This is a genomic window from Streptomyces sp. NBC_00400 (assembly GCF_036048035.1).
In the GTDB taxonomy this organism is placed as follows: domain Bacteria; phylum Actinomycetota; class Actinomycetes; order Streptomycetales; family Streptomycetaceae; genus Streptomyces.
Genome location: NZ_CP107940.1, coordinates 3176121 through 3198996 on the forward strand (window position 1 = coordinate 3176121; position 22876 = coordinate 3198996).

The 22876-nt window shown below is 71.5% G+C and carries 21 protein-coding genes; 9 read left to right on the plus strand and 12 right to left on the minus strand.

The genetic code is table 11. The features are described from left to right. Positions 1 to 170: 170 nt before the first annotated feature. Together OHS81_RS13840 and OHS81_RS13845 are read left to right on the plus strand one after the other, a co-directional pair. Positions 171 to 1013, plus strand: coding sequence for an ABC transporter ATP-binding protein (locus OHS81_RS13840; RefSeq protein ID WP_443058849.1), 843 nt, complete (start codon positions 171 to 173; stop codon positions 1011 to 1013). Further along, positions 1010 to 2653, plus strand: coding sequence for a transporter (locus OHS81_RS13845; protein WP_328385081.1), 1644 nt, complete (start codon positions 1010 to 1012; stop codon positions 2651 to 2653). Before OHS81_RS13840 ends, OHS81_RS13845 begins: the two co-directional genes overlap by 4 nt. Before the next feature lie 170 nt (positions 2654 to 2823). Here the strand turns inward: OHS81_RS13845 and OHS81_RS13850 are convergent, their stop codons facing one another. Further along, entirely contained in the window at positions 2824 to 3699 is an 876-nt protein-coding gene (locus OHS81_RS13850) for an alpha/beta fold hydrolase (RefSeq protein WP_328385082.1), read from the minus strand. A gap of 496 nt (positions 3700 to 4195) precedes the next feature. Further along, positions 4196 to 4888: a metal-dependent transcriptional regulator gene (locus OHS81_RS13855; RefSeq protein WP_328385083.1), complete on the minus strand. Its 693-nt coding sequence runs from the start codon at positions 4886 to 4888 to the stop codon at positions 4196 to 4198. Positions 4889 to 5102: 214 nt separating this feature from the next. Here OHS81_RS13855 and OHS81_RS13860 point away from each other — a divergent pair, with 214 nt between their 5' ends. Continuing rightward, the gene (locus tag OHS81_RS13860; protein ID WP_328385084.1) at positions 5103 to 5870 is read left to right on the plus strand and encodes an SIS domain-containing protein; all 768 of its coding nucleotides are present in this window, start codon (positions 5103 to 5105) and stop codon (positions 5868 to 5870) included. A gap of 151 nt (positions 5871 to 6021) precedes the next feature. Here OHS81_RS13860 and OHS81_RS13865 read toward each other — a convergent pair whose 3' ends face one another. Both OHS81_RS13865 and pdxH read right to left on the minus strand, forming a co-directional pair. Next, a complete protein-coding gene (locus tag OHS81_RS13865) occupies positions 6022 to 7425 on the minus strand; it encodes a PAS domain-containing protein (protein ID WP_443058850.1) in 1404 nt (467 codons plus the stop codon). A 507-nt stretch (positions 7426 to 7932) separates the two neighbouring features. Next, positions 7933 to 8619: a pyridoxamine 5'-phosphate oxidase gene (pdxH, locus tag OHS81_RS13870; RefSeq protein WP_443058699.1), complete on the minus strand. Its 687-nt coding sequence runs from the start codon at positions 8617 to 8619 to the stop codon at positions 7933 to 7935. A 443-nt stretch (positions 8620 to 9062) separates the two neighbouring features. Between pdxH and OHS81_RS13875 the strand changes: the two genes are divergently transcribed. Further along, complete coding sequence (locus tag OHS81_RS13875) at positions 9063 to 10166, plus strand: citrate synthase 2 (protein WP_328385086.1); 1104 nt, start codon at positions 9063 to 9065, stop codon at positions 10164 to 10166. A gap of 227 nt (positions 10167 to 10393) precedes the next feature. After that, positions 10394 to 10924: a hypothetical protein gene (locus OHS81_RS13880; protein WP_328385087.1), complete on the plus strand. Its 531-nt coding sequence runs from the start codon at positions 10394 to 10396 to the stop codon at positions 10922 to 10924. Positions 10925 to 11009: 85 nt separating this feature from the next. Here the strand turns inward: OHS81_RS13880 and OHS81_RS13885 are convergent, their stop codons facing one another. Next, a complete protein-coding gene (locus tag OHS81_RS13885; RefSeq protein WP_328385088.1) occupies positions 11010 to 11909 on the minus strand; it encodes a LysR family transcriptional regulator in 900 nt (299 codons plus the stop codon). A 107-nt stretch (positions 11910 to 12016) separates the two neighbouring features. On the opposite strand from OHS81_RS13885, the gene OHS81_RS13890 reads away from it, so the two are divergent. After that, entirely contained in the window at positions 12017 to 12553 is a 537-nt protein-coding gene (locus tag OHS81_RS13890; protein ID WP_328385089.1) for an allene oxide cyclase barrel-like domain-containing protein, read from the plus strand. A gap of 358 nt (positions 12554 to 12911) precedes the next feature. On the opposite strand, the gene OHS81_RS13895 is transcribed toward OHS81_RS13890, so the two are convergent. The 5 genes from OHS81_RS13895 to OHS81_RS13915 form a co-directional block, all read right to left on the minus strand. Further along, positions 12912 to 13541 carry a TetR/AcrR family transcriptional regulator gene (locus tag OHS81_RS13895; RefSeq protein WP_328385090.1) on the minus strand — a complete coding sequence of 210 codons (630 nt, stop codon included), beginning with the start codon at positions 13539 to 13541 and terminating at the stop codon, positions 12912 to 12914. Further along, complete coding sequence (locus OHS81_RS13900) at positions 13529 to 14299, minus strand: enoyl-CoA hydratase family protein (protein WP_328385091.1); 771 nt, start codon at positions 14297 to 14299, stop codon at positions 13529 to 13531. The genes OHS81_RS13895 and OHS81_RS13900 overlap by 13 nt, the downstream gene beginning before the upstream one ends. After that, positions 14296 to 15921 (minus strand): 4-coumarate--CoA ligase family protein, encoded by a 1626-nt coding sequence (locus tag OHS81_RS13905; protein WP_328385092.1) that lies wholly within the window; start codon positions 15919 to 15921, stop codon positions 14296 to 14298. Before OHS81_RS13905 ends, OHS81_RS13900 begins: the two co-directional genes overlap by 4 nt. Positions 15922 to 16513: 592 nt before the next feature. Further along, positions 16514 to 16729: a DUF397 domain-containing protein gene (locus OHS81_RS13910; protein ID WP_328385093.1), complete on the minus strand. Its 216-nt coding sequence runs from the start codon at positions 16727 to 16729 to the stop codon at positions 16514 to 16516. Then, on the minus strand, positions 16726 to 17682 hold the full coding sequence (locus OHS81_RS13915) for a helix-turn-helix domain-containing protein (RefSeq protein WP_328385094.1): 957 nt from the start codon (positions 17680 to 17682) through the stop codon (positions 16726 to 16728). Before OHS81_RS13915 ends, OHS81_RS13910 begins: the two co-directional genes overlap by 4 nt. Before the next feature lie 211 nt (positions 17683 to 17893). Here OHS81_RS13915 and OHS81_RS13920 point away from each other — a divergent pair, with 211 nt between their 5' ends. From OHS81_RS13920 to OHS81_RS13930, 3 genes are all read left to right on the plus strand, one after another. Next, on the plus strand, positions 17894 to 18262 hold the full coding sequence (locus OHS81_RS13920) for an ATP-binding protein (protein ID WP_328385095.1): 369 nt from the start codon (positions 17894 to 17896) through the stop codon (positions 18260 to 18262). Next, on the plus strand, positions 18259 to 18753 hold the full coding sequence (locus OHS81_RS13925; RefSeq protein ID WP_328385096.1) for a hypothetical protein: 495 nt from the start codon (positions 18259 to 18261) through the stop codon (positions 18751 to 18753). The genes OHS81_RS13920 and OHS81_RS13925 overlap by 4 nt, the downstream gene beginning before the upstream one ends. Before the next feature lie 214 nt (positions 18754 to 18967). Beyond that, the gene (locus tag OHS81_RS13930) at positions 18968 to 19474 is read left to right on the plus strand and encodes a hypothetical protein (protein ID WP_328385097.1); all 507 of its coding nucleotides are present in this window, start codon (positions 18968 to 18970) and stop codon (positions 19472 to 19474) included. A 137-nt stretch (positions 19475 to 19611) separates the two neighbouring features. Here OHS81_RS13930 and OHS81_RS13935 read toward each other — a convergent pair whose 3' ends face one another. Both OHS81_RS13935 and OHS81_RS13940 read right to left on the minus strand, forming a co-directional pair. Then, positions 19612 to 20775 (minus strand): acyl-CoA dehydrogenase family protein, encoded by a 1164-nt coding sequence (locus tag OHS81_RS13935; protein ID WP_328391142.1) that lies wholly within the window; start codon positions 20773 to 20775, stop codon positions 19612 to 19614. A gap of 73 nt (positions 20776 to 20848) precedes the next feature. After that, a complete protein-coding gene (locus tag OHS81_RS13940) occupies positions 20849 to 22876 on the minus strand; it encodes an acetyl/propionyl/methylcrotonyl-CoA carboxylase subunit alpha (protein ID WP_328385098.1) in 2028 nt (675 codons plus the stop codon).

Below are 22876 nucleotides of genomic sequence, written 5' to 3' on the forward strand. Positions count from 1 at the left end.
GCCTCCGGTACCCGGTCGTATCGTGGGGTCCCTGACGGGGGCCAGGACGGCCTCTGCGGGGACGTCGAAGGGCAGGGCCGGTGGCGAACGAGCCGGAAGACATCGATCAGCACCTCGATCCGCACCTCGATCGGCGCGTCGATCCGCACCTCGATCAGCAGGCCGGGGCGGTGCCGCCGGAGCCCCCGTCGACCGTCTCTCCGGGCGGGGCGGCCGGGGCCTTTGGGGGCGCCGCGGCCGGCCCGCCCGCCGTACGCATCCAGGGGCTGTGGAAGAAGTTCGGCGAGCAGATCGCCGTCAACGGCATCGATCTGACGCTGCCGGCCGGGCGCTTCATCGGTCTGGTCGGCCCCAACGGCGCCGGCAAGACCACCACGCTGTCCATGGTGACGGGCCTGCTGCGACCGGACGCCGGGCTGGTCGAGATCGGCGGGCACGACGTCTGGCAGGACCCGGTGTCCGTCAAGTCCCGGATCGGGGTGCTGCCCGAGGGGCTGCGGCTCTTCGAACGGCTCTCCGGGCGTGAACTCCTCGGCTACATAGGCCGGTTGCGCGGCCTGCCGGGCGACGAGGTGGACAAGCGCGCCGGGCAGCTGCTGGACGTGCTCGATCTGGCGGGCGCGCAGAACAAGCTGGTGGTGGACTACTCCACCGGTATGCGCAAGAAGATCGGGCTGGCGGCGGCGCTGCTGCACAACCCCGAAATCCTCTTCCTCGACGAGCCCTTCGAGGGCGTCGACCCGGTGTCGGCGCAGACCATCCGCGGGGTGCTGGAGCGCTATACCGCCTCCGGGGCGACCGTGATCTTCTCCAGCCATGTGATGGAGCTGGTCGAGTCGCTGTGCGACTGGGTCGCGGTGATCGCCGCCGGGCGGATCCGTGCGGACGGCCCGCTCGCGGAGGTACGGGGCGCGGCGCCCTCGCTGCAGGACGCGTTCCTCGAACTCGTCGGCGCACGGGGCCGCGGTCCGGGAGCGAACCTCGACTGGCTGGGCGGTGGCGGCGCCCGATGAGCACCGAATCCCCCGTGGCGACCGCAGGACCGGCCGTCGCCCCTGCCCCGTCCCTGACCGGCGTCTTCGTCCGGCTGAAGCTGTCGCTGCTGCGCAACGGGCTGCGGCAGTCCACCGGGCGCGCGCTGGCCTACATCGCGTCCGTCATCGTCGGCCTGCTGTTCACCGCGGGTGTCGTGCTGGGGCTGATCGCGCTGCGCGGCACCGCGCATGTCGGCGCGCTGGTCGTTCTGCTCACCGGGATCCTCACCCTGGGCTGGGCGGTGATGCCGCTGTTCTTCCCCACGGGCGACGAGACGCTGGATCCGACCCGGCTGGTGATGCTGCCGCTGCGGCCGCGGCCCCTGATCGTGTCGCTGCTGGTGGCCTCGCTCGTCGGCATCGGCCCGGTCGTCACCCTGGCGCTGGCGGCCGGCTCGGTGATCGCGGTCGCCGACGGCCCGGCCGCCGCGGCCGTGGGTGTGGTGGCCGTCGTCCTGGTGGTGCTGGTGTGCGTGTCGCTGGCACGGGCGGTCGCCACCGCGTCGGTGCGGCTGCTGACCAGCCGCCGTGGCCGTGATCTCGCCGTACTGGGCGGCCTGTTCATCGCCATCGGCGCCCAGGGCATCAATATCGCCGCCCAGAAGCTGGGCCGGCCGGACGGCCTGTCCGTATTGGAGCCGGTGGGCGAGGTGCTGCGCTGGGTGCCGCCGGCCTCGGCGGTCAGCGCCGTCGAGGACGCCGGACACGGGGCGTACGGGCGGGCGCTGGCCGGCCTGGCGCTGGCGGCACTGGCGCTGGTCCTGCTGCTGTGGTGGTGGCAGCGCACCCTGACCACCCTGATGACGGCCCCGGACTCCTCGACCCTCCAGGCGGTGGAGAAGGACAGCGCACGCCGGGCCGGCGCGAGGGAGCGGGGGCTCGGGCGGCTGCTGCCGGACGGGCGGACCGGTGCGGTCATGCTCCGGACGCTGCGCTACGCCTGGCGCGACCCCAAGTCGAAGATGGCGTGGGCGACCGCGCTCGGCGTCGGCCTGCTGTTGCCGGCCGTCTCGGCCGCGCAGGGCAACGGCAGCATCTATACGTCGTTCTCGGCGTCGGCGCTGCTCGGGTCGCAGATGTACAACCAGTTCGGGCAGGACACCTCGGCGTTCTGGATGGTCGCCTCGACGATCGCCACCCCGCGGGACGCCTACCGGGAACTGCGGGCGCGCGCCTGCGCGCTGGCGCTGGTGGCCGTCCCGTACGTCACGCTGGTCGTGGCCGGCACCGCCGCCGTCATCGGGCCGTGGTCGGACTTCGCGGAGGTGTACGGGCTCTCGCTGGCCGTGCTGGGTGCGCTGATGGCGACCGGGGCGCTGTCGTCGGCGGTCTTCCCCTACTCGATCCCCTCGGAGGGCAACAAGAACGTCGCGCCGGGACAGGGCGCGATCGCCTGGTTCAGCCTCTTCGGCGGGGTGCTGGTGGGCGCCGTGCTGTGCGCGCCGCTGCTGGGCCTGACCATCTGGCTGCATGTCGCCGGTCTGCACGCTCTGCTGTGGGTGCTGCTGCCGGTCGGCGCGGTCTACGGCGTGGGCATCGCGGAGCTGGGACTGCGGGTGGCGGCGCCCCGGGTGGCGCGGCGGCTGCCGGAGATTCTGGTGGCGGTCAGCAAGGCCTGAGAACACGCGGCGGACGGGGCGGGCCGGACCGGGAACCGGGCGGACCGGGAAGCCGGCGGGCCGGACGGGGCGGGCCCGCCTGGCGCGCTCCCCGCCGCCGGGCACACGGCCCGCGCTGCCCTGCGGCAATGCCTCGCCGCGCGGGCCGTGTGCCGTGTGCCGTGTGCCGCTCAGCCGGGCATCGTGGCCGTACGGAGAAAGGGTTCGATGGCGGCGCACCAGGCGTCGGGTTGTTCCCAGGGGAGCAGATGGCCGGCGTCGGGGATTTCGGCGTAGGCGCCGCGCGGCAGCACCCGGACCATCTCCATGGCCTCGGCACGGCCCAGTTCGGCATCGAGGCCGCGGACGACCAGGGTCGGGCACGGGACTTGGGCGAGCTCTTCCCAATGGGCGTCGTGCACCCAGGTCTCGCGGGCGGTGAGCATCTGCCGGCGGGAGAAGACCGGGCGCCAGCCGTCGGCGCGCTCGGCCATCACCTCGGCGAAGAACTCGCCGCGGGCGGGTCTGGGCCGCTCCAGGGTCGGGTCGTCCTCGCCGAACCACCTGCGGACGTCCGCGAGGGTGGCGAACGGCACCGGCCAGGAGCGGAACCATTCGGTCCACTCGTGCTGCGAGGCCGCCCCGAGCGCCGAGGCCCGCATGTCGCAGATGACCAGCGCACTGACCAGATCCGGTCTTCGGGCCGCTAACTGCCACGCCGTCAGGGCGCCCATGGCGTGCCCGACAAGGGCGACCGGGGCGAGGCCCAGCTGCTCGATGGCCACGATGGCGTCATCGACGTACGCCTCGCGGTCGTACGGCCCCTCGGCGGGCTTGTCGCTGCGGCCGTGGCCCCGCTGGTCCAGCGCGACGGGGCGGTGGCGCGCGCTCAGACGGCGCGCGGTGGCCGCCCAGTGCGAGGCGCGGCCCATCAGGCCATGGAGCAGGAGTACGCCAGGCCGTTGCTCGCTCTCCTCCAGCCCGCCGCCGATCTTGGGCGGGTCGGTGAATTCCCAGGCGGCGAGGCCTACTCCGCCGGCCCCTGTGACATCGATGCGCTGCACCATGTGCCTTGGCACCCCCAATCGTCCCTTGAGCAGCTCCACACTATCGAACCTCTATTCGAACGCACCGTTTCGGCGCGCAATACCCCTCGTTCGAGTGACCTCACTCAAGGATTGGCCGCGCCCGCCACGGGGAGACATCTGCCGGGAGGCGGGCCCTACCGGGAAGGGGGCCCGCGGGGGAAGACCCTGGGAGCTCGGGGCTCCGGGTCTTGGGTGGGGGACATGGGGAGGCAGGGCCCCGGCTGCTCGCAGCGCCGGGGCCCTGACTGTCTCCGTCATGCGTGGATGCATCCGAACCCCCTCCCCGGCCAGGACAGGCCGATGCATGGCCATGCGTCAGCGTGGCACGAGACCGGCTGTATCGCACGGATTCGCACAAGTCCGTTCAACCGGAAAGAACTTGCCGAGCCCGCTGAGCGGCGCATCGGCGCAGTTCAGCGGGCTCGCGGGGAGGCTTCGGCCGGGAGGGCCGACAAGAAAGAGGCTGAAACTGCTTTCAGCGCTTGGCGACAAACACATGGGCGGCGATCTCGGAATCCAGCTCGGCGGCCTCGCCGCTGCTGCCGACCAGCACCCCGGCCGACGACTCCGTCACGCTCACCACCGCGCCCGGCTGCACACCGGCCCGCCGGAGGGTGTACATCAGCTGGGCGTCCGCCTGGATCGGCTCGCCGATCCGGCGCACCACGGCCGTCTTGCCGTCGGCCCCGGCGTCCAGATCCATCAGGCTCACCATCCCGGCATCCAGGAACGGGTCGCCCCCGGCCTTCTCGCCGAGCTCTTCCAGCCCCGGAATGGGGTTGCCGTACGGCGACTCCGTCGGATGCCGCAGCAGCTCCACGACGCGGCGCTCGACCGCCTCGCTCATCACGTGCTCCCAGCGGCACGCCTCGGCGTGCACCTGCTCCCATTCGAGCCCGATGACGTCGACGAGCAGGCACTCGGCGAGGCGGTGCTTGCGCATCACCCGCGTCGCGAGCCGGCGGCCCTCCTCCGTCAGCTCCAGATGACGGTCGCCCGCGACCGTCAGCAGCCCGTCCCGCTCCATGCGCGCGACCGTCTGGCTCACCGTCGGGCCGCTCTGTTCAAGCCGCTCCGCGATGCGGGCGCGCATGGGCACCACACCTTCCTCCTCGAGTTCGAGGATGGTGCGGAGATACATCTCCGTGGTGTCGATCAGTCCGGACATGCGTGCCCCTTGATGTGTGGTGCGGTGGCCCTGAACTCAATTCTGACGCATCCCGCCGACAACGGTGCCTCCTCGTCTCCGGGCCGTCCCCCCACGGCTGTATTGACAGGGCACCGGTCCGGACCGCAACGTGATCCGCGCCACTGATCAGATACGACGAGATGCGCCGTGCGCCGCGCCCTACGGCGCGGCCCGACGAGAGGGGCCCGCGTCCATGGCTGAGAGCGACCGGAGCGACCGGCTGGCCGGGGAGTACTTCGACGCCGCGATCGACCTGCTGCGGCAGGTCCGCGACGACGAGGGCGACCGGATCACCGCGGCCGGGCAGCTGATCGCGGACGCCGTCGCGGCGGGCGGCCGGGTCTTCTCCTTCGGCGCCGGGCACTCCTCGCTCCCCGCGCAGGACACGGTCTACCGCGCGGGCGGCCTGGCCATCATGAATCTGCTGTCCGTCCCGGGCGTGGTCGGCGTGGACGTACGGCCCGCGACGCTCGGCAGCGCCCTGGAGCGCGTCGACGGGCTGGCCGGGGCCGTCCTGGACACCAGCCCGCTGGCGGCGGGCGATGTGCTGGTGATCATCTCGCTCTCCGGCCGGAACGCGCTGCCCGTCGAGATGGCGCGGAACGCCCGCGCCCTCGGCATCAAGGTCATCGGCGTGACCTCGGTGGCATACGCGGACGCGACCACGTCCCGGCACGCCTCCGGCAGCTTCCTCAAGGACCACTGCGACCTGGTGCTGGACAGCCGGATCCCGGTCGGCGACGCGGAGTTGACGCTGCCGGGCATCGACGCGCCGTTCGCTCCCGCCTCCACCGTCGTCACCAGCGCGATCATGCAGGCCATGGTGGCGACGGCCGCGGGCACCCTCGCCGAGCGGGGCATCGACCCGCCGCTGCTGCGCTCGGGGAACGTCGACGGCGGGCACGACTGGAATGCCCGGGTGATGAGCGAGTACGCGGACCGGATCTTCTACCGGCAGTAGCGGCGGCCCGCCCTGGAGCAGCCGTCGGGCCCGGAACAGCCTTCTGGGCCCAGTCCATCCGCTGGGCCCGGAACAACCGCTGGGCCCGGAACAACCGCCGGAACAACCGTCCGGCCCGGTCCGACCGCCCGTCCCGGAGCGGCTGCCCGCCTCAGAGCGAGGCCGCGCCCGCGAGGTCGAGGGCCGCGGCGATCCGGGCCGCGACCTCCTCCGCGTAGTCCGCGTCCGCACGGTCGAAGGGGCGGCGCGCGGGCGCCCGCAGAAAGGTCGCGACACCGAGCGTGCGGCCCCGGCTGCGCAGCACCACGCACAGCCCGTGCACGGTGCCGTCCGGCCAGTTGCGGGCGGCCGCCCAGCCCTCGGCCGAGGCGGGACCGGCACTGGTACGCACCGAACCGCCCCGCTCGTACGCCTGGAGCGCCGGATGCCCCGGCACGTACGGCGTGGGGATCCCGGTCACCGGCAGCCGCTCCGAGGGACCGGGCGAACCGGCCGGGGAAGCCAGCGTCCGCACCAGCCGGGGCGCGGACCGCCGCGGACGCCGGCCGGACTCCGCTTCGGCCTCCGCGTCGGGTTCCGCGCCGGCCCCCTCATCGGGCGCGCCGTCGGGCGCGCCGTCGGAGGCGTCCTCGTACGGACCGTCCTCGGCGACCGCCCCGTACGGCTCGGGCGCGGGCGTCGCGGCGAGGTCGACGAGGCCGTGGTCGGCGAAGCCCGCCAGGGCGAAGTCGAGGTGGACCGCGGCGGCCTCGGCCGGGTCCGGGCAGTCCGCGGCCGCCCGGCCGGCCCGGTGGAGCTGATGGGCGCGGAAGCGCAGCAGGGAGCTGTCCTGCTCGGCGCGTTTGGCGGCCGTGACGTCCTGGAAGAGCCAGGCCACACCCAGCGGCACCGGCTCCTCCGCCAGCGGGGAGGCCAGCCGGACGAAGCCGCTGCGCCAGCACCGGCGCGGCAGCTCGGCCTCCTCCGAGCGCAGCGTCACCCACAGCTCGGCGACGGCCGGCGGCGCGCCCTCGGCGAGGACGTGCTGCAGGGCGCACTCCAGCTCCTCGACGCCCTGTGCCAGCAGCTCGCCCAGGGGGCGCCCCAGCAGGGCGGTGCGCCCCACCCCCAGGGCCCGGGCGGCGTGTGCGTTGACGACGGCGGGCCGCAGATCGGCGTCGATCAGCACCACGCCCCACGACGCGTCCTCGAACAGCGCCTCGCTGAGCGCGATGGACCGCTCCAGGTCCATCTGGGTGTGCACCTCGCTGAAGGCGCAGTACACCCCGGCGACCCGGCCGTCGGGTCCGCGGACCGCGGAGGCCTGGGTCCGGACGAGCACACGGTGGCCGTCCTTGGTCAGCAGGGCGAATTCCTGTACCTGGCGGCCCGGGGAGCGCATGGCGGCCGTGAGGGCGGCGTCGATCCCGTCGGCGTCCTCCTTGCGGACCGCCCAGCCGGCCAGGCCCGTACGGCCGACGGCTTCGGTGGTGGTCCAGCCCAGGATGCGTTCGGCTTCGTGGTTCCAGTGGGTGACCGTGCCGTCCGCGGCGAAGGCGACCAGGGCGGCGTCCATCCCGTCCAGGAGCGCGGCGAGCAGACCCGAGTCATCGGCCTCGTCGGCGGACCAGCGGGCCTCCGACGAGGCAGAAGAAGCTGACGAAGCAGTCACTGGCACCCCTTACGAAACCCGGCCGCACGTGCTCCACCTGGGAACATTCAACTGGAACGTGACACACCCCACAGCCGGTTTGCGGAAATCGTTGCTATCGGGAAATTCCCTTGTATGCGGCCGGGCGGCTTCCTAATCTGTGGAGCACACGAGAAGGGAGGTGGTTCGGCAGATGATTTCGCACCGGACGCGTGAGGTGGCTGCGGGCTAGCGGCCCGTCGCTTCACCCGAAGTGCAGCGCCGGACCAGCGCATACTGCAGATGCGCAGCCGGCCAATCCCAAGCAGTCACCCGACCCGCGGGCTGCCGGTTCGTCCGACCGGCCCTCTGCGCCACCGAGCGCGGAGGAAACAGCCCGCGGGTCGTCTGCGTTCTCCCCTCCCTTTGCGTTCTCTCCCCCGGGCGCCGCCGTCAGGGCGCCAGGCGCTCCACCCGCCAGGAGTCGTGCTCGCGCACATACCGCAGCCGGTCGTGCAGCCGGTTGAGCCGGCCCTGCCAGAATTCGACGGTCTCGGCGGCGATCCGGTACCCGCCCCAGTGCGGGGGCGCCGGCACCTGCTCGCCCTCCGGGTAGCGGGCCGCCAATTCCTCGTAGGCCTGCTCCAGTTCCGCGCGCGAGGCGACGGGGGCGGACTGGTCGCTGGCCCAGGCGCCGAGCTGGGAGCCGTGCGGGCGGGTGCGGAAGTAGGCGGCGGTCTCGTCCCGGCCGATGCGTTCCGCGGTACCGGTCACCACGACCTGGCGGGCGAGCGGGTGCCACGGGAAGAGCAGCGAAATGGCCGGATTTTCGGCCAGTTCGCGCCCCTTCCGGCTGTTGTAATTGGTGAAGAACACAAAGCCGCGGTCGTCGAATGCCTTGAGGAGCACGGTCCGCGAACTCGGCCGGCCGTCGGCGTCCGCCGTGGAGACGACCATCGCATTCGGCTCGTGCAGACCGGCCACCGTCGCGTCCTTGAACCAGCGTGCGAACTGGTTGTAGGGGCTGGCGGCGAGGTCGGACTCGACGAGTCCCTCGGCGCGGTAGTGCGCACGCATGGAGGAGGGATCGGGGGTCTCGGCATGAGGCTCGGCTGGATGCACGGCCTCATCTTGCAGCATCGGCTCGGGCGCGGTCAGCCGGAAGGGGCGGAAGTCTGCCCCTCGTCGACCTGCCGTAACCCTCCCGTAGGCGGATCGACCATTGTGCCGAGTCTCACCCCCCTTCGCAGGTGGGAGACCCGCCAGAATGAGGGGGCGCCCCACTGTGGCCTGCGGACGGGGAGAGCTATCGTGTCCGTCCGGCCCGAAGGAACGCACCACACCGCACCTGCCAGGGACGCACCACGCCACACCGCACCTGCCCGCCCGCGGTTTGACCCACTGCGGGCAAGACCGCCGCGTGACCCACGCCCTGGCGGGGCATCACCGGCGTGACCGGTACGGACCGCGAGCTGCCCGGCGCAGCCGCGTAACCGCACCGGGACCGCACCGCAGACCTGAGACTCGACCGCACGGCAGCCGGTCACGGACCGTTTGCCGTCCCCATTTTGAGGAGCTGCCTGATGTCCGACTTCGTACCCGGGCTCGAGGGAATCATCGCGTTCGAGACGGAGATCGCCGAACCGGATAAGGAAGGCGGCTCGCTCCGCTACCGCGGGGTCGACATCGAAGATCTCGTCGGGAAGGTGTCCTTCGGAAACGTCTGGGGGCTGCTGGTCGACGGGGCCTTCAACCCGGGTCTGCCGCCCGCCGAGCCGTTCCCGATCCCCGTGCATTCCGGTGACATCCGGGTCGATGTGCAGTCGGCGCTCGCCATGCTCGCGCCCGTGTGGGGCCTCAAGCCGCTGCTGGACATCGACGAGGCGACGGCCCGTGACAACCTTGCCCGCGCCGCGGTGATGGCCCTGTCGTACGTGGCCCAGTCGGCGCGCGGGCCGGGCCTGCCGATGGTGCCGCAGAAGGAGATCGACACGGCGGAGACCGTCGTGGAGCGCTTCATGAAGCGCTGGCGCGGGGAGCCCGACCCCCAGCACGTCAAGGCCGTCGACGCGTACTGGACCTCGGCCGCCGAGCACGGCATGAACCCCTCCACCTTCACCGCCCGGTCCATCGCCTCCACGGGCGCGGATGTGGCGGCCGCGCTGTCCGGTGCGGTCGGCGCGATGTCCGGCCCGCTGCACGGCGGCGCGCCGTCCCGTGTCCTCGGCATGATCGAGGAGATCGAACGGTCCGGCGACGCCTCCGCGTACGTCCGGCGGGCGCTGGACGCGGGCGAGCGGCTGATGGGCTTCGGCCACCGCGTCTACCGCGCGGAGGACCCGCGGGCGCGGGTGCTGCGGCGCACCGCCCGGGACCTGAACGCCCCGCGCTTCGAGGTCGCCGAGGCCCTGGAGAAGGCCGCGCTGGAGGAGCTGCGCAGCCGCCGCCCCGACCGGGTGCTGGCCACCAACGTCGAGTTCTGGGCGGCCATCGTCCTGGACTTCGCCGAGGTCCCGGCGCACATGTTCACCTCGATGTTCACCTGTGCCCGTACGGCCGGCTGGAGCGCGCACATCCTGGAGCAGAAGCGGACGGGCCGACTGGTCCGGCCGTCGGCCCGGTATGTGGGGCCGGCCGCGCGCGGCCCGGAGGAGATCGCGGGGTTCGGGGACATCGCGCCTCGCTGACCGCTGCGCTTGGCTGGTGTCCCACGTTGTCGGCTGTCTCGCCGTGGTTGGTCTCGCCGTTGCTCCCCCGCTGCCTAAAGGGCGTGGGAGGTACCCCCTGCGGCGGGCGGGTCCGCTGCGCGGGGCTGTCGGGTGCCGGTGAGGGACGGGAAAAGGCTGGTGGGGGGGCGAACGTGGCTGCTCGGGCGGGAGTCGGCCGGGGAGGGCGAGAACTAGGATCGCCTCTCATGCGGATCGTCCGGATCGCGCTCCTGGTGGCGGGAGCCGTTGTCGCGCCCTTCGTCGGGTTTGTTCTCGGCGCGATGGCTGCCGCCGTCCTCGCAAGGTCACTGACCGGTGACCCGGCCACCGTGGACACGGCGATCCCGCTGGTGGGCATCGGCGGAGCTGCTGCCGCCGTCATCGGCTGGACCAGGCTGCTGCACCTCGCGCACCACCGGCACCTGCGACGGCTGCGCCGCTCCGGCCCGGCCCTGGAGGGGAGGGTCGTCGCGGCGCGCACCTCGTTTGCCAAGAACCCGCGGGGCCCGGGCCACTGGACGGTGCGGCTCAAGGTGGCCTGGACGGAGCCCAGCAACGGACGCACACACGAGGCAAGCAAGGCCTTTCGGTTCTCCGAGCGGAACGGCGAGGGCGCCCGCGACTTCCAGCGTCGCCACCGTGCCGAGTCGGCGATCGGCGTGCTGGTGCTGCCCGGTCGGCGGCGCGGGTTCTTGCTCGACGTCCCGGAGCTGCCCGCCTGGTGGGATCGCCGGTAGCACCCTCTCCAGCCCGGTCACGCCCAAGAGCAGCTAACCATCCGAGCGGGAAGCCGTCGTGGGCAGCTGAGGCCGGAACGGGTCTTCAGCGCTTTTCCCCGGGCTTGCCGGTACTCCAGTTCCAGCTGGTGAGGGTGGTGCGCATCAGCCGGGCGGCGGTCGACAGGTGGCTGCCTGCGCCCCAGCACAGGGTGACCGTGCGACGGCAGTCGGGGCTGTCGACGGGTATCCAGGCGAGGGCAGTGCGTGTGGCCTTGGGGCGGGCGAACGAGGGAACGAGAGCGATGCCGAGTCCCGCGCTGATCAGGTCCGCGATAGCGCTGTGCTCGTCGCTTTCGCAGACGATCTTCGGGGTGAGGCCTCGGGCGGCGAAGAGCTGATCGAGCAGTCGGCGTAGCCAGTGTCCCTCGCGGGCGGTGACGAAGGGCTGGTCGGCGAGTTCGTGGATGCTCACGGACGTACGGCCTGCAAGTGGATGATCGAGTGGCGTGCCCACCCCCACTGCCTCGTCGAACAGTGGCACTGTCTCCAGGCCCTCGGCGTGGATCGGCTGCGAAGCGACACACAGGTCGACATCCTGGCCCCGCAGGCGGCGGGCCATGTCCTCGGCCGGCGACCAGTGGAGCTCGACTTCGACAGCGGGATGGGCGCGCTTGTAGGCCGCCAGTGGGCCGGTGAGGGTGAGGAAGGTTTCCGACGCCAGTCTCACGGTGCCCAGGCCGTCGCTGGTGGCCTCGGCGACGGCGCGTTGTCCGGCCTGGAGTTCACCGAGGGCGCGTTCGACGTGATCACGGAAGAGCTTGCCCGCGTCGTTCAGCCGGAGCCGATTGCTCCGGTCGAAAAGCGGTGCACCCAATTCGCTCTCCAGCCGGGCGATGGTGCGACTCAGCGACGGCTGCGCGATGTGCAGTTCGTCGGCTGCCCGGCTGAGGTGTTCCAGCCGGGCCACCGCCAGGAATTGCCTGAGCGAGTTCAGCTCCACCATACCTCCGAAACTATGCCGCCATAGCGATATTGATCTTAGACAAGATAACTCACCGGTCATAGCGTCGAGGTGTTCGCATAGGGAGATCACAGCGAGGAGAAACCACCATGGTCACCAGCAGTCCGGGAACCGCTGGCGTGCGTCGGGGGGAGCGGGGGAACAACAGCCCAAGAGCGGCGCTCATAAAGCTCTTTGCGGTATCGCTGGTCACCGCTCTGGTCGGCGTCTGTGCTGTGGGCAGCGCAGACGCCGATACCCCGGAAAGGGGACAAGCCGATGTCCTCGAACTCAAGATTCAGAACGATCAGCACGCGACTACTGATCTCGGCCCGGCAGGGCCGAGCTTGGGCGATATGGACGTCTACTCCGGCACCGCCATAAGGAACGGCCGCAGAGTCGGACGTGGAGGCGGGTCGTGTCAGGTCGTTCACATCAATGGCAAAGACCTCACGACGCAATGCTTGATCACGATAGAACTTGAGCGCGGCTCTCTGACAATGCAGTCGCTCTGGGGCAGCGGAAAAAGCTCGCTGGACATGGCCATCACCGGCGGCACGGGCATCTACAGCAATGCGCGGGGTACTGCTCGCTACTGGGACATCGCGACGCCGAATGAGAGGTTGCGGGCCGAAATCTTGCACTGATATGTGCAGCGAATTCCCGAGCCCGGAGCCGTGAGGCGAGCCGCGTCGGGCGATGACTGGTTTGATCTCTGCCGCAGCGATGCCGACGAATGCGCCGGCCAGGACACGGATATCTTCCGCGGGTGCCGGACGCGCCGAGGGGGACGCGGTGGAGCCGGGCTCGGTCCCGGCTCCACCGGGCGAAGTGCCGGTGGCCCGTCTGCCGGCACGGGCCGAAGACGCACCGGAGCCGTCGCCACGTACGGCCCCGCGCAGCGGGCCCGGCCGCCGCTGGGGGTACCTCCCGCGCCCTTCAGGCAGTGGGGGAGCAACGGCGAGACGCACCACGGCGGGAAAGCCGGCAACGGGGGAAGGCGCCCTACCCGGCAGGGGCAAGCACGGCGTCAATAATCTTCGCCCACTGCTCGACGACCCGGTCGCGACGGGTCTTGTCATCGGTCAGCAGATTGGCGAGGCCCAGGCCGCGGGCCATGTCGAGCAGGCCCTGGACGGTTTCCCGTACGCCGGGCACGGCCTCGTCGGCGTCGAGCAGGGCCACCGCCGTGCGGTGTGCCTCGCGGCCGACCTTGGCCTCCAGGGCGGTGACCCGCTCGCGTAGCTGCTCCTCGTCGGAGGCGGCCACCCACAGGTGCAGCGCGGCGCGGAACAGCGGGCCCGTGTAGAGGCCGACCAGCTCCTCGACGATGATCCAGGTGCGGGCCATGGAGCCGGCCGGCGGCAGATTGCGGGCGACCGCCTTGACCGCGCCCTGCCGCTTCTCCGCGACGTGTTCGACGGCCGCCGTGAAGAGGTCCTCGCGGGTGCGGAAGTGGTGCTGGGCTGCACCCCGCGAGACACCCGCGCGCTCGGCGACCACGGAGACCGTGCTGCCGCTCCAGCCGCGCTCGGCGAGGCAGGAGACGGCGGCCTCCAGCAGTTTGAGGCGGGTGGCGCGGCTGCGTTCCTGCTGGGGCTGTTTGGGGCCGCGGGCCGGGGTCACCGCGCCCATGCCGGGGCCCGCCGCTCCAGGAAGGCGGTCATGCCCTCGCGGGCCTCGGCAGAGCCGAAGAGCCGCGCGGACTGGTCGGCGAGCGCTTCGGTGTCGCGGTCGAAGGCGGCCAGCACCTCGGCGGTGACCAGCTTCTTCGACTCTGCCAGGCCCTGTGGTGAGCCCTTGCGCAGCCCGTCCAGTACGGGGGCGAGGCCGGTGTCGACATCGTCGGCCGCGAGGGTGACCAGGCCGATCCTGGCCGCCTCCGCCGCACCGAACTTCTCGCCGGTCAGGTAGTAGCGGCCCGCGGCGCGCGGGTCCAGCCGCGGCAGCAGCGGCAGGGAGATGACGGCGGGGGCGAGGCCGAGGCGGGCCTCGGTGAACGCGAAGGTGGTGTCAGGGCCCGCGACGGAGATGTCGCAGGCGCCGAGCAGGCCGAGGCCCCCGGCCCGGACGTGTCCGGTGACCCGGGCGACGACCGGTTTGGGCAGCGCCACGATGCTGCGCAGCAGCCGGGCCAGGCCGAGCGGCCCGTCCTTCGCCGAGCCCGCGGTGGCCTCGGAGAGGTCCGCGCCGGCACAGAACGTGCCGCCGGTGTGGGTGAGCACGACGGCGCGGGTGGCGTCGTCGGCGGCGGCGTCGGCGAGGGCCTGGCCGAGTTCGGCGACCAGGCGGGTGGAGAGGGCGTTGCGGTTGTGCGGGGAGTCCAGGGTGAGGGTGGTGATGCCGTGCTCGTGGGAGCGCGGGACCAGGGTCGTGGCGGGTGCGTCGGTCATCGGGGCGTCGAACTCCTTTCCCTGGCGCGCAGTTCGCGCCGCAGGATCTTTCCGGTGGTGGCGCGCGGCACGCTCTCCAGGAATTCCACGCGGCGCACTTTCTTGTAGGGGGCGACCTGGTCCGCAACGTACGCGATGACCTCGTCCTCGCTCAGGCTGGCCCCCCGCTGCCGGACCACGAACGCCTTGGGCACCTCGTTGCCGTCCGCGTCCACGACGCCGATGACCGCCGCGTCGGCGATGGCGTCATGCCCGAGCAGCAGCGCTTCGAGATCGGCGGGGGCGACCTGGTACCCCTTGTACTTGATCAACTCCTTGACCCGGTCGACGACATACAGCCAGCCGTCGCCGTCCGTCCGCCCGACGTCGCCGGTGTGCAGCCAGCCGTCGGGGTCGATCATCGCGTCGGTTTCGGCGGGCCGCCCCAGATAGCCCTTCATGACCTGCGGTCCGCGGATCAGGATCTCGCCGCTCTCCCCCGGCGGCACGTCCTCGCCGGTCGCCAGGGACACCAGGCGCATCTCGGTGTTGGGGATCAGCTTGCCGACGGCGCCGGGCGGCGGGTTCGGTGCGTCGAGAGGGACGCAGTGCGTGCCCGGCGACAACTCGGTCATGCCGTACGCCTGCAGGACCGGCGGCAGGCCGAGCCGCCGGGAGCAGGCCGCCGCCAGCTCGGCGTCCAGGGGCGCCGCGGCGGAGACGAGGTAGCGGAGGGAGGAGAGGTCGTAGTCGGCGACCAGCGGGTGTTTGGCGAGGGCGAGGACGATCGGGGGCGCGACGTAGACGGCGGTGATGCGGTGCTTCTCGATCGCGTCGAGGAACTGCCGCAGGTCGAAGCGGGGCAGCACCACGACGGTGGCGCCGTTGCGCAGGGGTGCGTTCATCAGGGCGGTCAGACCGTAGATGTGGAAGAAGGGCAGCACCGCCAGCACCCGGTCGTCCGGTTCGCTGGAGACCAGCGGGGTGAGCTGGGCGAGGTTGGTGGCGATGCTGCGGTGGGTGAGCATCACGCCCTTGGGGGTGCCGGTGGTGCCCGAGGAGTAGGGCAGGACGGCCAGGTCGTCGGCCGGGTCGAGGGGGACGGACGGTTCCGGGTCGGTGCAGGCGACGAGGTCCTGGACCGAGCGGTGGCCCTCGGCCCGGTCGCAGACGAGGATCTCGGCGATCCCGCCGGACTGCTGTGCGGCGCCGCGCGCGGTGTCCAGCAGCGCCGGTACGGTCACGATCCAGCGGGCCCCGGAGTCCGCCAGCTGTGTGGCGAACTCGCCCTCGGTGGCCAGCGGATGGACGGTGGTGACCGCCGCCCCGCAGCGCGAGGCGGCGTAGAAGACGACGGGAAAGAGCACGCTGTTCGGGCTGTGCAGGGCCAGCACCTCGCCCTTGCGGACCCCGGCCGCGGCGAGGGCGGCCGCGAGCCGGCGGGTGAAATGATCCAGCCGGTCGTAGCCGAGGGTGGTGCCGTCGAGGCCGTCGACCAGGGCGGGCCGGTCGCCGTACTCCGCCACCCGCCCGAGGACGGCCTCGTGGATCGGCAGTTCCACGGGCGCGACGTCGGCGTACTCGCTGCGGAACACGTGGGAAGCGTGGGATGCGTGGGATGTGCGGGACGCGTGGGACACCATGCCGGGGCCTTTCCCTTCGAGGGTGGGTGCGGCGGGGCGGTGCGGGGCGGGTACGGGCGGGGCGGTACAGGTCCGCCCCGTCGGCCGATCGGACGGTCTTCGGCTGCCGGCCGACACGGGCAGCAGCATGGCCCACTCAGTACGGCTTGGGCAGTCCCAGTGACCGGTGCGAGACGTGAGGGAGAATCGTCTCGCGGCTGACCGACGCGAATCCGCACCGGATGTGGGTCGGCGTCTCTAAAGGGACTCCTGCGCACATGAGTTCCATCCCCTCGCGGCACTGGACTAGCGGCCTTCAGAGAGTGACAGCGACACCAAGAACAATCAAGCGTGCTTGCATAATTTGCCGCGCACCGAGGACCGCCCAGCCACCCGAGTGGGCCCGCTGTGCACCAGCACAGCACTTCGCGCCGGCCGGCCTCCTCCCGCATGGCCTCCAACAGCGCACCCAACCGCGGACGTTGCTGGGTAAGTGCGTCGTCACCGAAGTCGATCCAACGGCCACGCCTTCCCCACAGGCTCGACGGCACCAGTACGGCGAACGGCCCGCCCCGAATACCCCGGGACAGGCCATTCCATCAATGCTGTTCGACTACTGGTTGAACCGACCCTCGCTGACCGCGTCAACGAAGCCGGCCACCTGAGCGCGGCTCAGCAGCAGCGCGGGCCCGTTCGGGTTCTTACTGTCCCGCACCGCGACCGACTCGCCGTCGACGATGCCGAACTCGACGCACTGTGCTCCGGTGTCGGACCGCGACGACTTCCACCAGTCCACGGCAAGCGTCGAGGCGTCGTCAATGTGGCTCATACTTGATCCCTTATCTCTGCGATGCGATCGGCGGATGCCTCGACCGGCAACGCTGCTGCGCGCAGTCGCTCGAAAGCGTCCTGATAGACGCCCACCTGTTCCCGTTCCTCCACGTAGAGGGCAGAGGTCAGGCTTTCCGTGTGGACGACATCGAGGTCTGGATGTCCCTCGAATCCGAGGACCGAGAACGACCCCAATTGCCCAACGTGGGGTGGGGAGTCCGTCGGCAGAATCTGAATGTTGATGTTGGGTCGCCTGCTCAGTGAGTGCAGCCGCGACAGCTGATCGTGCATCACGCCTTCGCCGATACCACGCGTACGCAGTGCGCCCTCAGCGATGATCGCCCACAGGTCGAGCGGCTGTTCACGCGTCAGCACGCTTTGACGTGCGAGACGCACCTCGACCAGAGCATCGATTCTGCCCTCGACAGCGGCCGACATCGCCGTTGCCGTGATGATCTCCCGAGCGTATTCGCCCGTGTGCAACAGCCCCGGAATGGCGCCCATCTGCCATGTACGGATGTTCGTCGCCTCAGCCTCCAGGCTGATCAAGTCTTCATAGACCGGCGACAGTACGCCGCGGTAGCTGTGCCACCACCCGCGCCGTGCGCCCTCGCGCGTGAGGGCGAGCAGGGCGGCGCGCAACTCCTCGTCGTCCATGCCGTACAGATCGAGCAGCATCTCAACGTCAGCCGGCTTGGCCGCGCTCCGGGCAGTCTCGATGCGAGACAGCTTGGGAACGTTGATGCGGCCGGCCGACTTCTCGGCGACCTCTTCGAGCTTGAGGTCGAGGGCGTCCCGCAACGCGCGCAGCTTGGTGCCGAGCCTGCGCCGGCGGACCGTTGGTGCGCTCACGTACCCCTCCATTCCTGAGTCCTGGCCGACAGTCTGCCGCTTGAACTCCAGCCATGTCACCCGGCAAACCCCCAGCACGACGGACAATCTCGCAGCCATATGCAAATTCTCATTTCACTCCTGAGAGGGTTGCACATCTGGTGTGAGAGAGAGCACTCTGGTCCGACGAAAAGTGACCGTGCCAGCCGTTGGCGTCACGAAGCGCTGCGCCGCTTGGCACTGCCTGTAGGGAGTTTGCATGGCGACCATGCGGCCTTATGCATTACAGGAAGGGTGCTGTCACCCGCCGTCCGAGGTGCCGAGACAGGCGGTGATCCCCAGTAGCCCAGAAGCACCCGCCGCGGCCCGCCGCTTCGTCTCCGAGGTCCTGGCGCAACACGCCCCGAACCTCGCCGAGTCGACAGTCGACGACGTACGGCTCATCACCTCCGAGATGGTGACGAACGCCTACCGCTACGGGACCGAACCGGGCGACTCCGTACTCGTCGTCATCGTGCCCGCGATCGAACTGGTGCGGATCGAGGTGCACGACCCGCGCCGCAAGCGCCCCGAGTACAAGCCCGAGTCCGTCACTCGGGCCCGCGGCCGCGGCCTGTTCATCCTGGATGCCCTTGCAAAGCGGTGGGGTGTCGACGACCGGCCGTTCGGCAAAATCGTGTGGGCGGAGGTGGCGTGTTGACCGCCACCGCACGCCCCCTCCGGGCCATACCTGGCCCCGGGTTCATCGCCCGCGTTGTCGTGTCGACGTGGATCGATTGGGTGCGCAATGTCGAGGACGCCGTTCCGTGGCTGCTGATTGGCCACCCGTCCGCGCGGCCTCTGGTGGAAACGCGCGAGACCGTCGAAGACAGCCTCTTGGGCATGGCCGATGCGATGGAGCTGTCGCCCCCGAACGAACTCGTGCCGGACATCGGTGATCGCCTGCTGATCGGCGGGCGCATAACGGCCCTTGATTACGGCCACCCCATGTTCGTACTCGAGGTGCCCAAACCATCGGCGCAGTGGCGCGCACTGGTCGCCCGCGGCGGGCACACGTGCGTGACACTCTGCCTCGACCCGATCTCGGCCGGCGCCAACCGGGATGCTGTCGAGGCGTGCCTCTCGCGCTCGATCGCTAACGGGCGGGCCCTCATGGGTGCCGCATCCGCGCGCGTCGGTAGCCGGCCCTAGACCGGCTGGGGTCGCGACGCCGACGTTCCGCCTTCCGCGGCCTCCGGCCCCGGCCACCCCCGGGTTGGCCGGGGCCTTCCCGTGCTTGAAACGCAGACGGCCCATGCACCCCTTCCCCACCCCAGATACGGTCGGCACGGACACCACCGGACCGCTCCGCGAGGCCCGGGACCGCATCCGCGAGCTGCTGGCAACGTAGGGAGACCCGGAGAGCATGACCACCATCGCCGTTACCGGCCACATGGACCTCACCGAGAGCACCGTGCCGCTGGTGCGGGAGGCACTGCGGAACCTGCTGCACGAGCACCGCGCGGGCGAGTTGACCGGGATCACCTGCCTGGCACGCGGCTCCGACACCCTGTTTGCCGAGGCGGTCGTCGAAGCCGGCGGGCGTCTGGTCGTCGTCCTGCCCTCGCGGGACTACCGGCAGGCGAAGGTCAAGCCCGATCACGCCGCTGCCTTCGACCGGTTGGCCGCTGCTGCCGAGGTGGTGACCATGCCGTACGACGCGGCGAACCGGGAAGCGTACGAGGCGGCCAACGGAGAACTGCTCAAGCGGGCCGACCGGCTCGTGGCGGTGTGGGACGGCATGCCCTCCACGGGGAAGGGCGGCACCGCCGACACCGTTGAGCTGGCCCGCGATGCCGGGTTGCCGGTCGATGTCGTATGGCCGGGCGGGGCGGAGCGCGGCGCCCAGGGGAACGCGTCCGCATCGTCATAGCCGTTCATGGCGTCACGGCCGGTCCGCATCGTCATGGCTGTTCGGGCCGTCACGGCCGTTCGCGGTGACCTTGCCCGGCGCCCGCCAGCGCCCGCCGGTGCCGGCCCGGCACGGCACGGCACGGCAGCATGGCGCACTCAGTACGACTTGGGCAGGCCCAGTGACTGGTGTGAGATGTAGTTGAGGATCATTTCGCGGCTGACCGGGGCGATCCGCGCCACCCGGGCGGCGGTGATCAGGGAGGCGAGGCCGTACTCCTGGGTGAGGCCGTTGCCGCCGAGGGTGTGGACGGCCTGGTCGACGGCGTGGACCGCGGCTTCGGCCGCCGCGTACTTGGCCATGTTGGCGGCCTCGCCCGCGCCCATGTCGTCGCCCGCGTCGTAGAGGTGCGCCGCCTTCTGCATCATCAACCGGGCGAGTTCCAGCTCGATATGGGCCTGGGCGAGGGGGTGGGCGAGGGCCTGGTGGGCGCCGATGGGCTCCTTCCACACCTGGCGGGTACGGGCGTAGTCGAGGGCCCGGGCGAGGGCGTAGCGGCCCATTCCCAGGGCGAACGCGGCGGTCATGATCCGCTCCGGGTTGAGCCCGGCGAAGAGCTGGAGGAGTCCGGCGTCCTCGTCGCCGACCAGCGCCTCGGCGGGCAGCCGGACCTCGTCCAGGGTCAGTTCGAACTGCTTCTCCGGGGCGGCGAGTTCCATCGCGATCGGGCTGCGGCCGAAGCCGGGGGTCTCGCGCGGCACGATGAACAGGCAGGGCTTGAGGCGGCCGGTGCGGGCGTCCTCGGTGCGGCCGACGATCAGGGTTGCGTCGGCGATGTCGACGCCCGAGATGAAGACCTTGCGGCCGTTGAGGACCCAGTCCCCGCCTTCCCTGCGGGCGGTGGTCGTGATGCGGTGCGAGTTGGAGCCGGCGTCCGGCTCGGTGATGCCGAAGGCCATCTTGCGGGAGCCGTCGGCGAGGCCGGGCAGCCAGGTCCGCTTCTGCTCCTCGGTGCCGAACCGGGCGATGACCGTGCCGCAGATGGCGGGCGAGACGACCAGCATCAGCAGCGGACAGCCGGCCGCCCCCAGCTCCTCCAGGACGAGGGAGAGTTCGACGATGCCGCCGCCTCCCCCGCCGTACTCCTCGGGGAGGTTGACGCCGAGGTAGCCCAGCTTGGCGGCCTCCGCCCACAGTTCGTCGGTGTGCGTGCCCTCGGCCACGACCCGGGTGACGTAGTCGCGGCCGTAGCGCTTGCCGAGCGCGGCGACGGCGTCGCGCAGGGCGCGCTGTTCCTCGGTCTCGATCACAGGGTTGCTCATGGCGCTGCTCATGACGGCTCCTTGTGTGCGGTGGGTGAGGTGCGGTGGGTGAGGTGCGGTGAGGTGCGGTGGGTCAGCCCGTCCCGGTCGCCTCGGCCGTCCCGGTCGCCTCGGCCGTCCCGGTCGCCTCGGCCGTCCCGGTCGCCTCGGCCACGACGGCCAGCAGGGCCCCGACCTCGACCTGTTGGCCGGTACGCACGGGCAGCGCGGTGACGATGCCGGCGGCCGGGGCGGTGATCTTGTGTTCCATCTTCATCGCCTCCAGCCAGAGAAGGGGTTGGCCGGTCTCGACCCGGTCGCCCTCGGTGAGGCCTTCCGCGATCCGTACGACCGTGCCGGGCATCGGCGCCAGCAGCGAGCCGGGTTCCGTACGGGCCGTGGGGTCGGGGAAGCGGGGCAGGGCGGTGAAGGCGTAGGAGGCGGGCGCGGTGGCGCCCGTGCCGGGGGCGGGGGGCGCGTCGACGTGGACCCGGTCGCCGTAGCGGGTGACCGCGAACGGCCGTCGCAGGCCGTCGACTTCGAGCACCACCTCGTCCGGTCCCAGGGCGAGCAGCCGGACGCCGGGGAAGTCCTCGGCCGACAGCCCGTCCCGGCCGAGCCGGTAGCGGATCTCGTACGCGGTGCCGGAAGAGGTGCCGGTGGTGGTGCCGGTGGAGGTGCCCGCGCAGGCGTAGGTCTTGGTCTGCGGTCCGGAGGGGACGTTGCGGAAGCCCCCGAAGCGGGAGCGGCCGTGGGCGTCGGCGAGGGCCGCGGCGAGTGCGAAGAGGCCTGCCCCGGCGTCGGCGGGCTTGGTCAGTGCGGGGAGGTTGCGGTCGTAGAAACCGGTGTCCAGCGCCGCGGGGTCGGTGAACTCCGGGTGGCGCAGGGAGCGTACGAGCAGGTCGCGGTTGGTGACCGGGCCGTGGATACGGGCGCGCTCCAGGGCGCCCGCGAGTTTCCGTACGGCCTCGTCCCGGGTGGGCGCCCAGGCGATGACCTTGGCGAGCATCGGGTCGTAGTGGACGCCGATGGTGTCGCCGTCGGTCACCCCGGAGTCGAGGCGGACGCCGTCGGGCAGCTCCAGGCGGTGCAGGGTGCCGGTCTGCGGCTGCCAGCCGGCCGCCGGGTCCTCCGCGTACAGCCGCGCCTCCACGGCGTGTCCGTGCGGCCGCGGCGGTTCGGCGTCCAGGGGGCGGCCCTCGGCGATGCTCAGCTGGAGGGCGACGAGATCGAGGCCGTGGACCGCCTCGGTGACCGGGTGTTCGACCTGCAGGCGGGTGTTCATCTCCAGGAAGTACGCCCGTCCGTCCGCGGAGACCAGGAACTCCACGGTGCCCGCGCCCCGGTAGCCGATGGCGCGGGCGGCCTGCTCGGCGGCCCGGTGGAGGGTGGTGCGCAGCTCGTCGGAGAGTCCGGGGGCCGGGGCCTCCTCGATGACCTTCTGGTGGCGGCGCTGGAGGGAGCAGTCGCGGGTGCCGAGCGTCCAGACCGTTCCGTGCGCGTCGGCGAGGAGCTGCACCTCGACATGGCGCCCGCCCACGACGTACGGCTCGACGAACACCTCGCCGTCCCCGAACGCGGATGCCGCCTCGGCCGCTGCTGCCTTCAACTCCCCTTCGAGTGCGGCAAGTTCGGTGACCATGCGCATTCCGCGGCCGCCGCCGCCCGCCGCCGCCTTCACCAGCAGCGGCAGATCGGCCTCGGTGGCCCGTGCGGGGTCGAGGGGGGCCAGCAGCGGCACCCCGGCCCCGGCCATCAGCTCCTTGGCCCGTGTCTTGGACGCCATGGCCTCGATGGCGGCAGGTGGCGGCCCGATCCAGGCCAGGCCCGCTTCGGCCACCGCGGCGGCGAAGGCGGCGTTCTCGGAGAGGAAGCCGTAGCCAGGGTGGACCGCGTCGGCGCCCGCGGACCGCGCGGCCCGCACCAGCAGATCGCCGCGCAGATAGGTGTCGGCCGGGGCGTCGCCCGGGAGCCGTACGGCGGTGTCCGCCTCGCGGACGTGCGGGGCGTCCGCGTCCGCGTCCGAGTGCACGGCGACGGTGGAGACGCCCAGCTCACGGCAGGTGCGGAAGACCCGCCGGGCTATTTCGCCGCGGTTGGCGACAAGGAGGGAACGGATCAC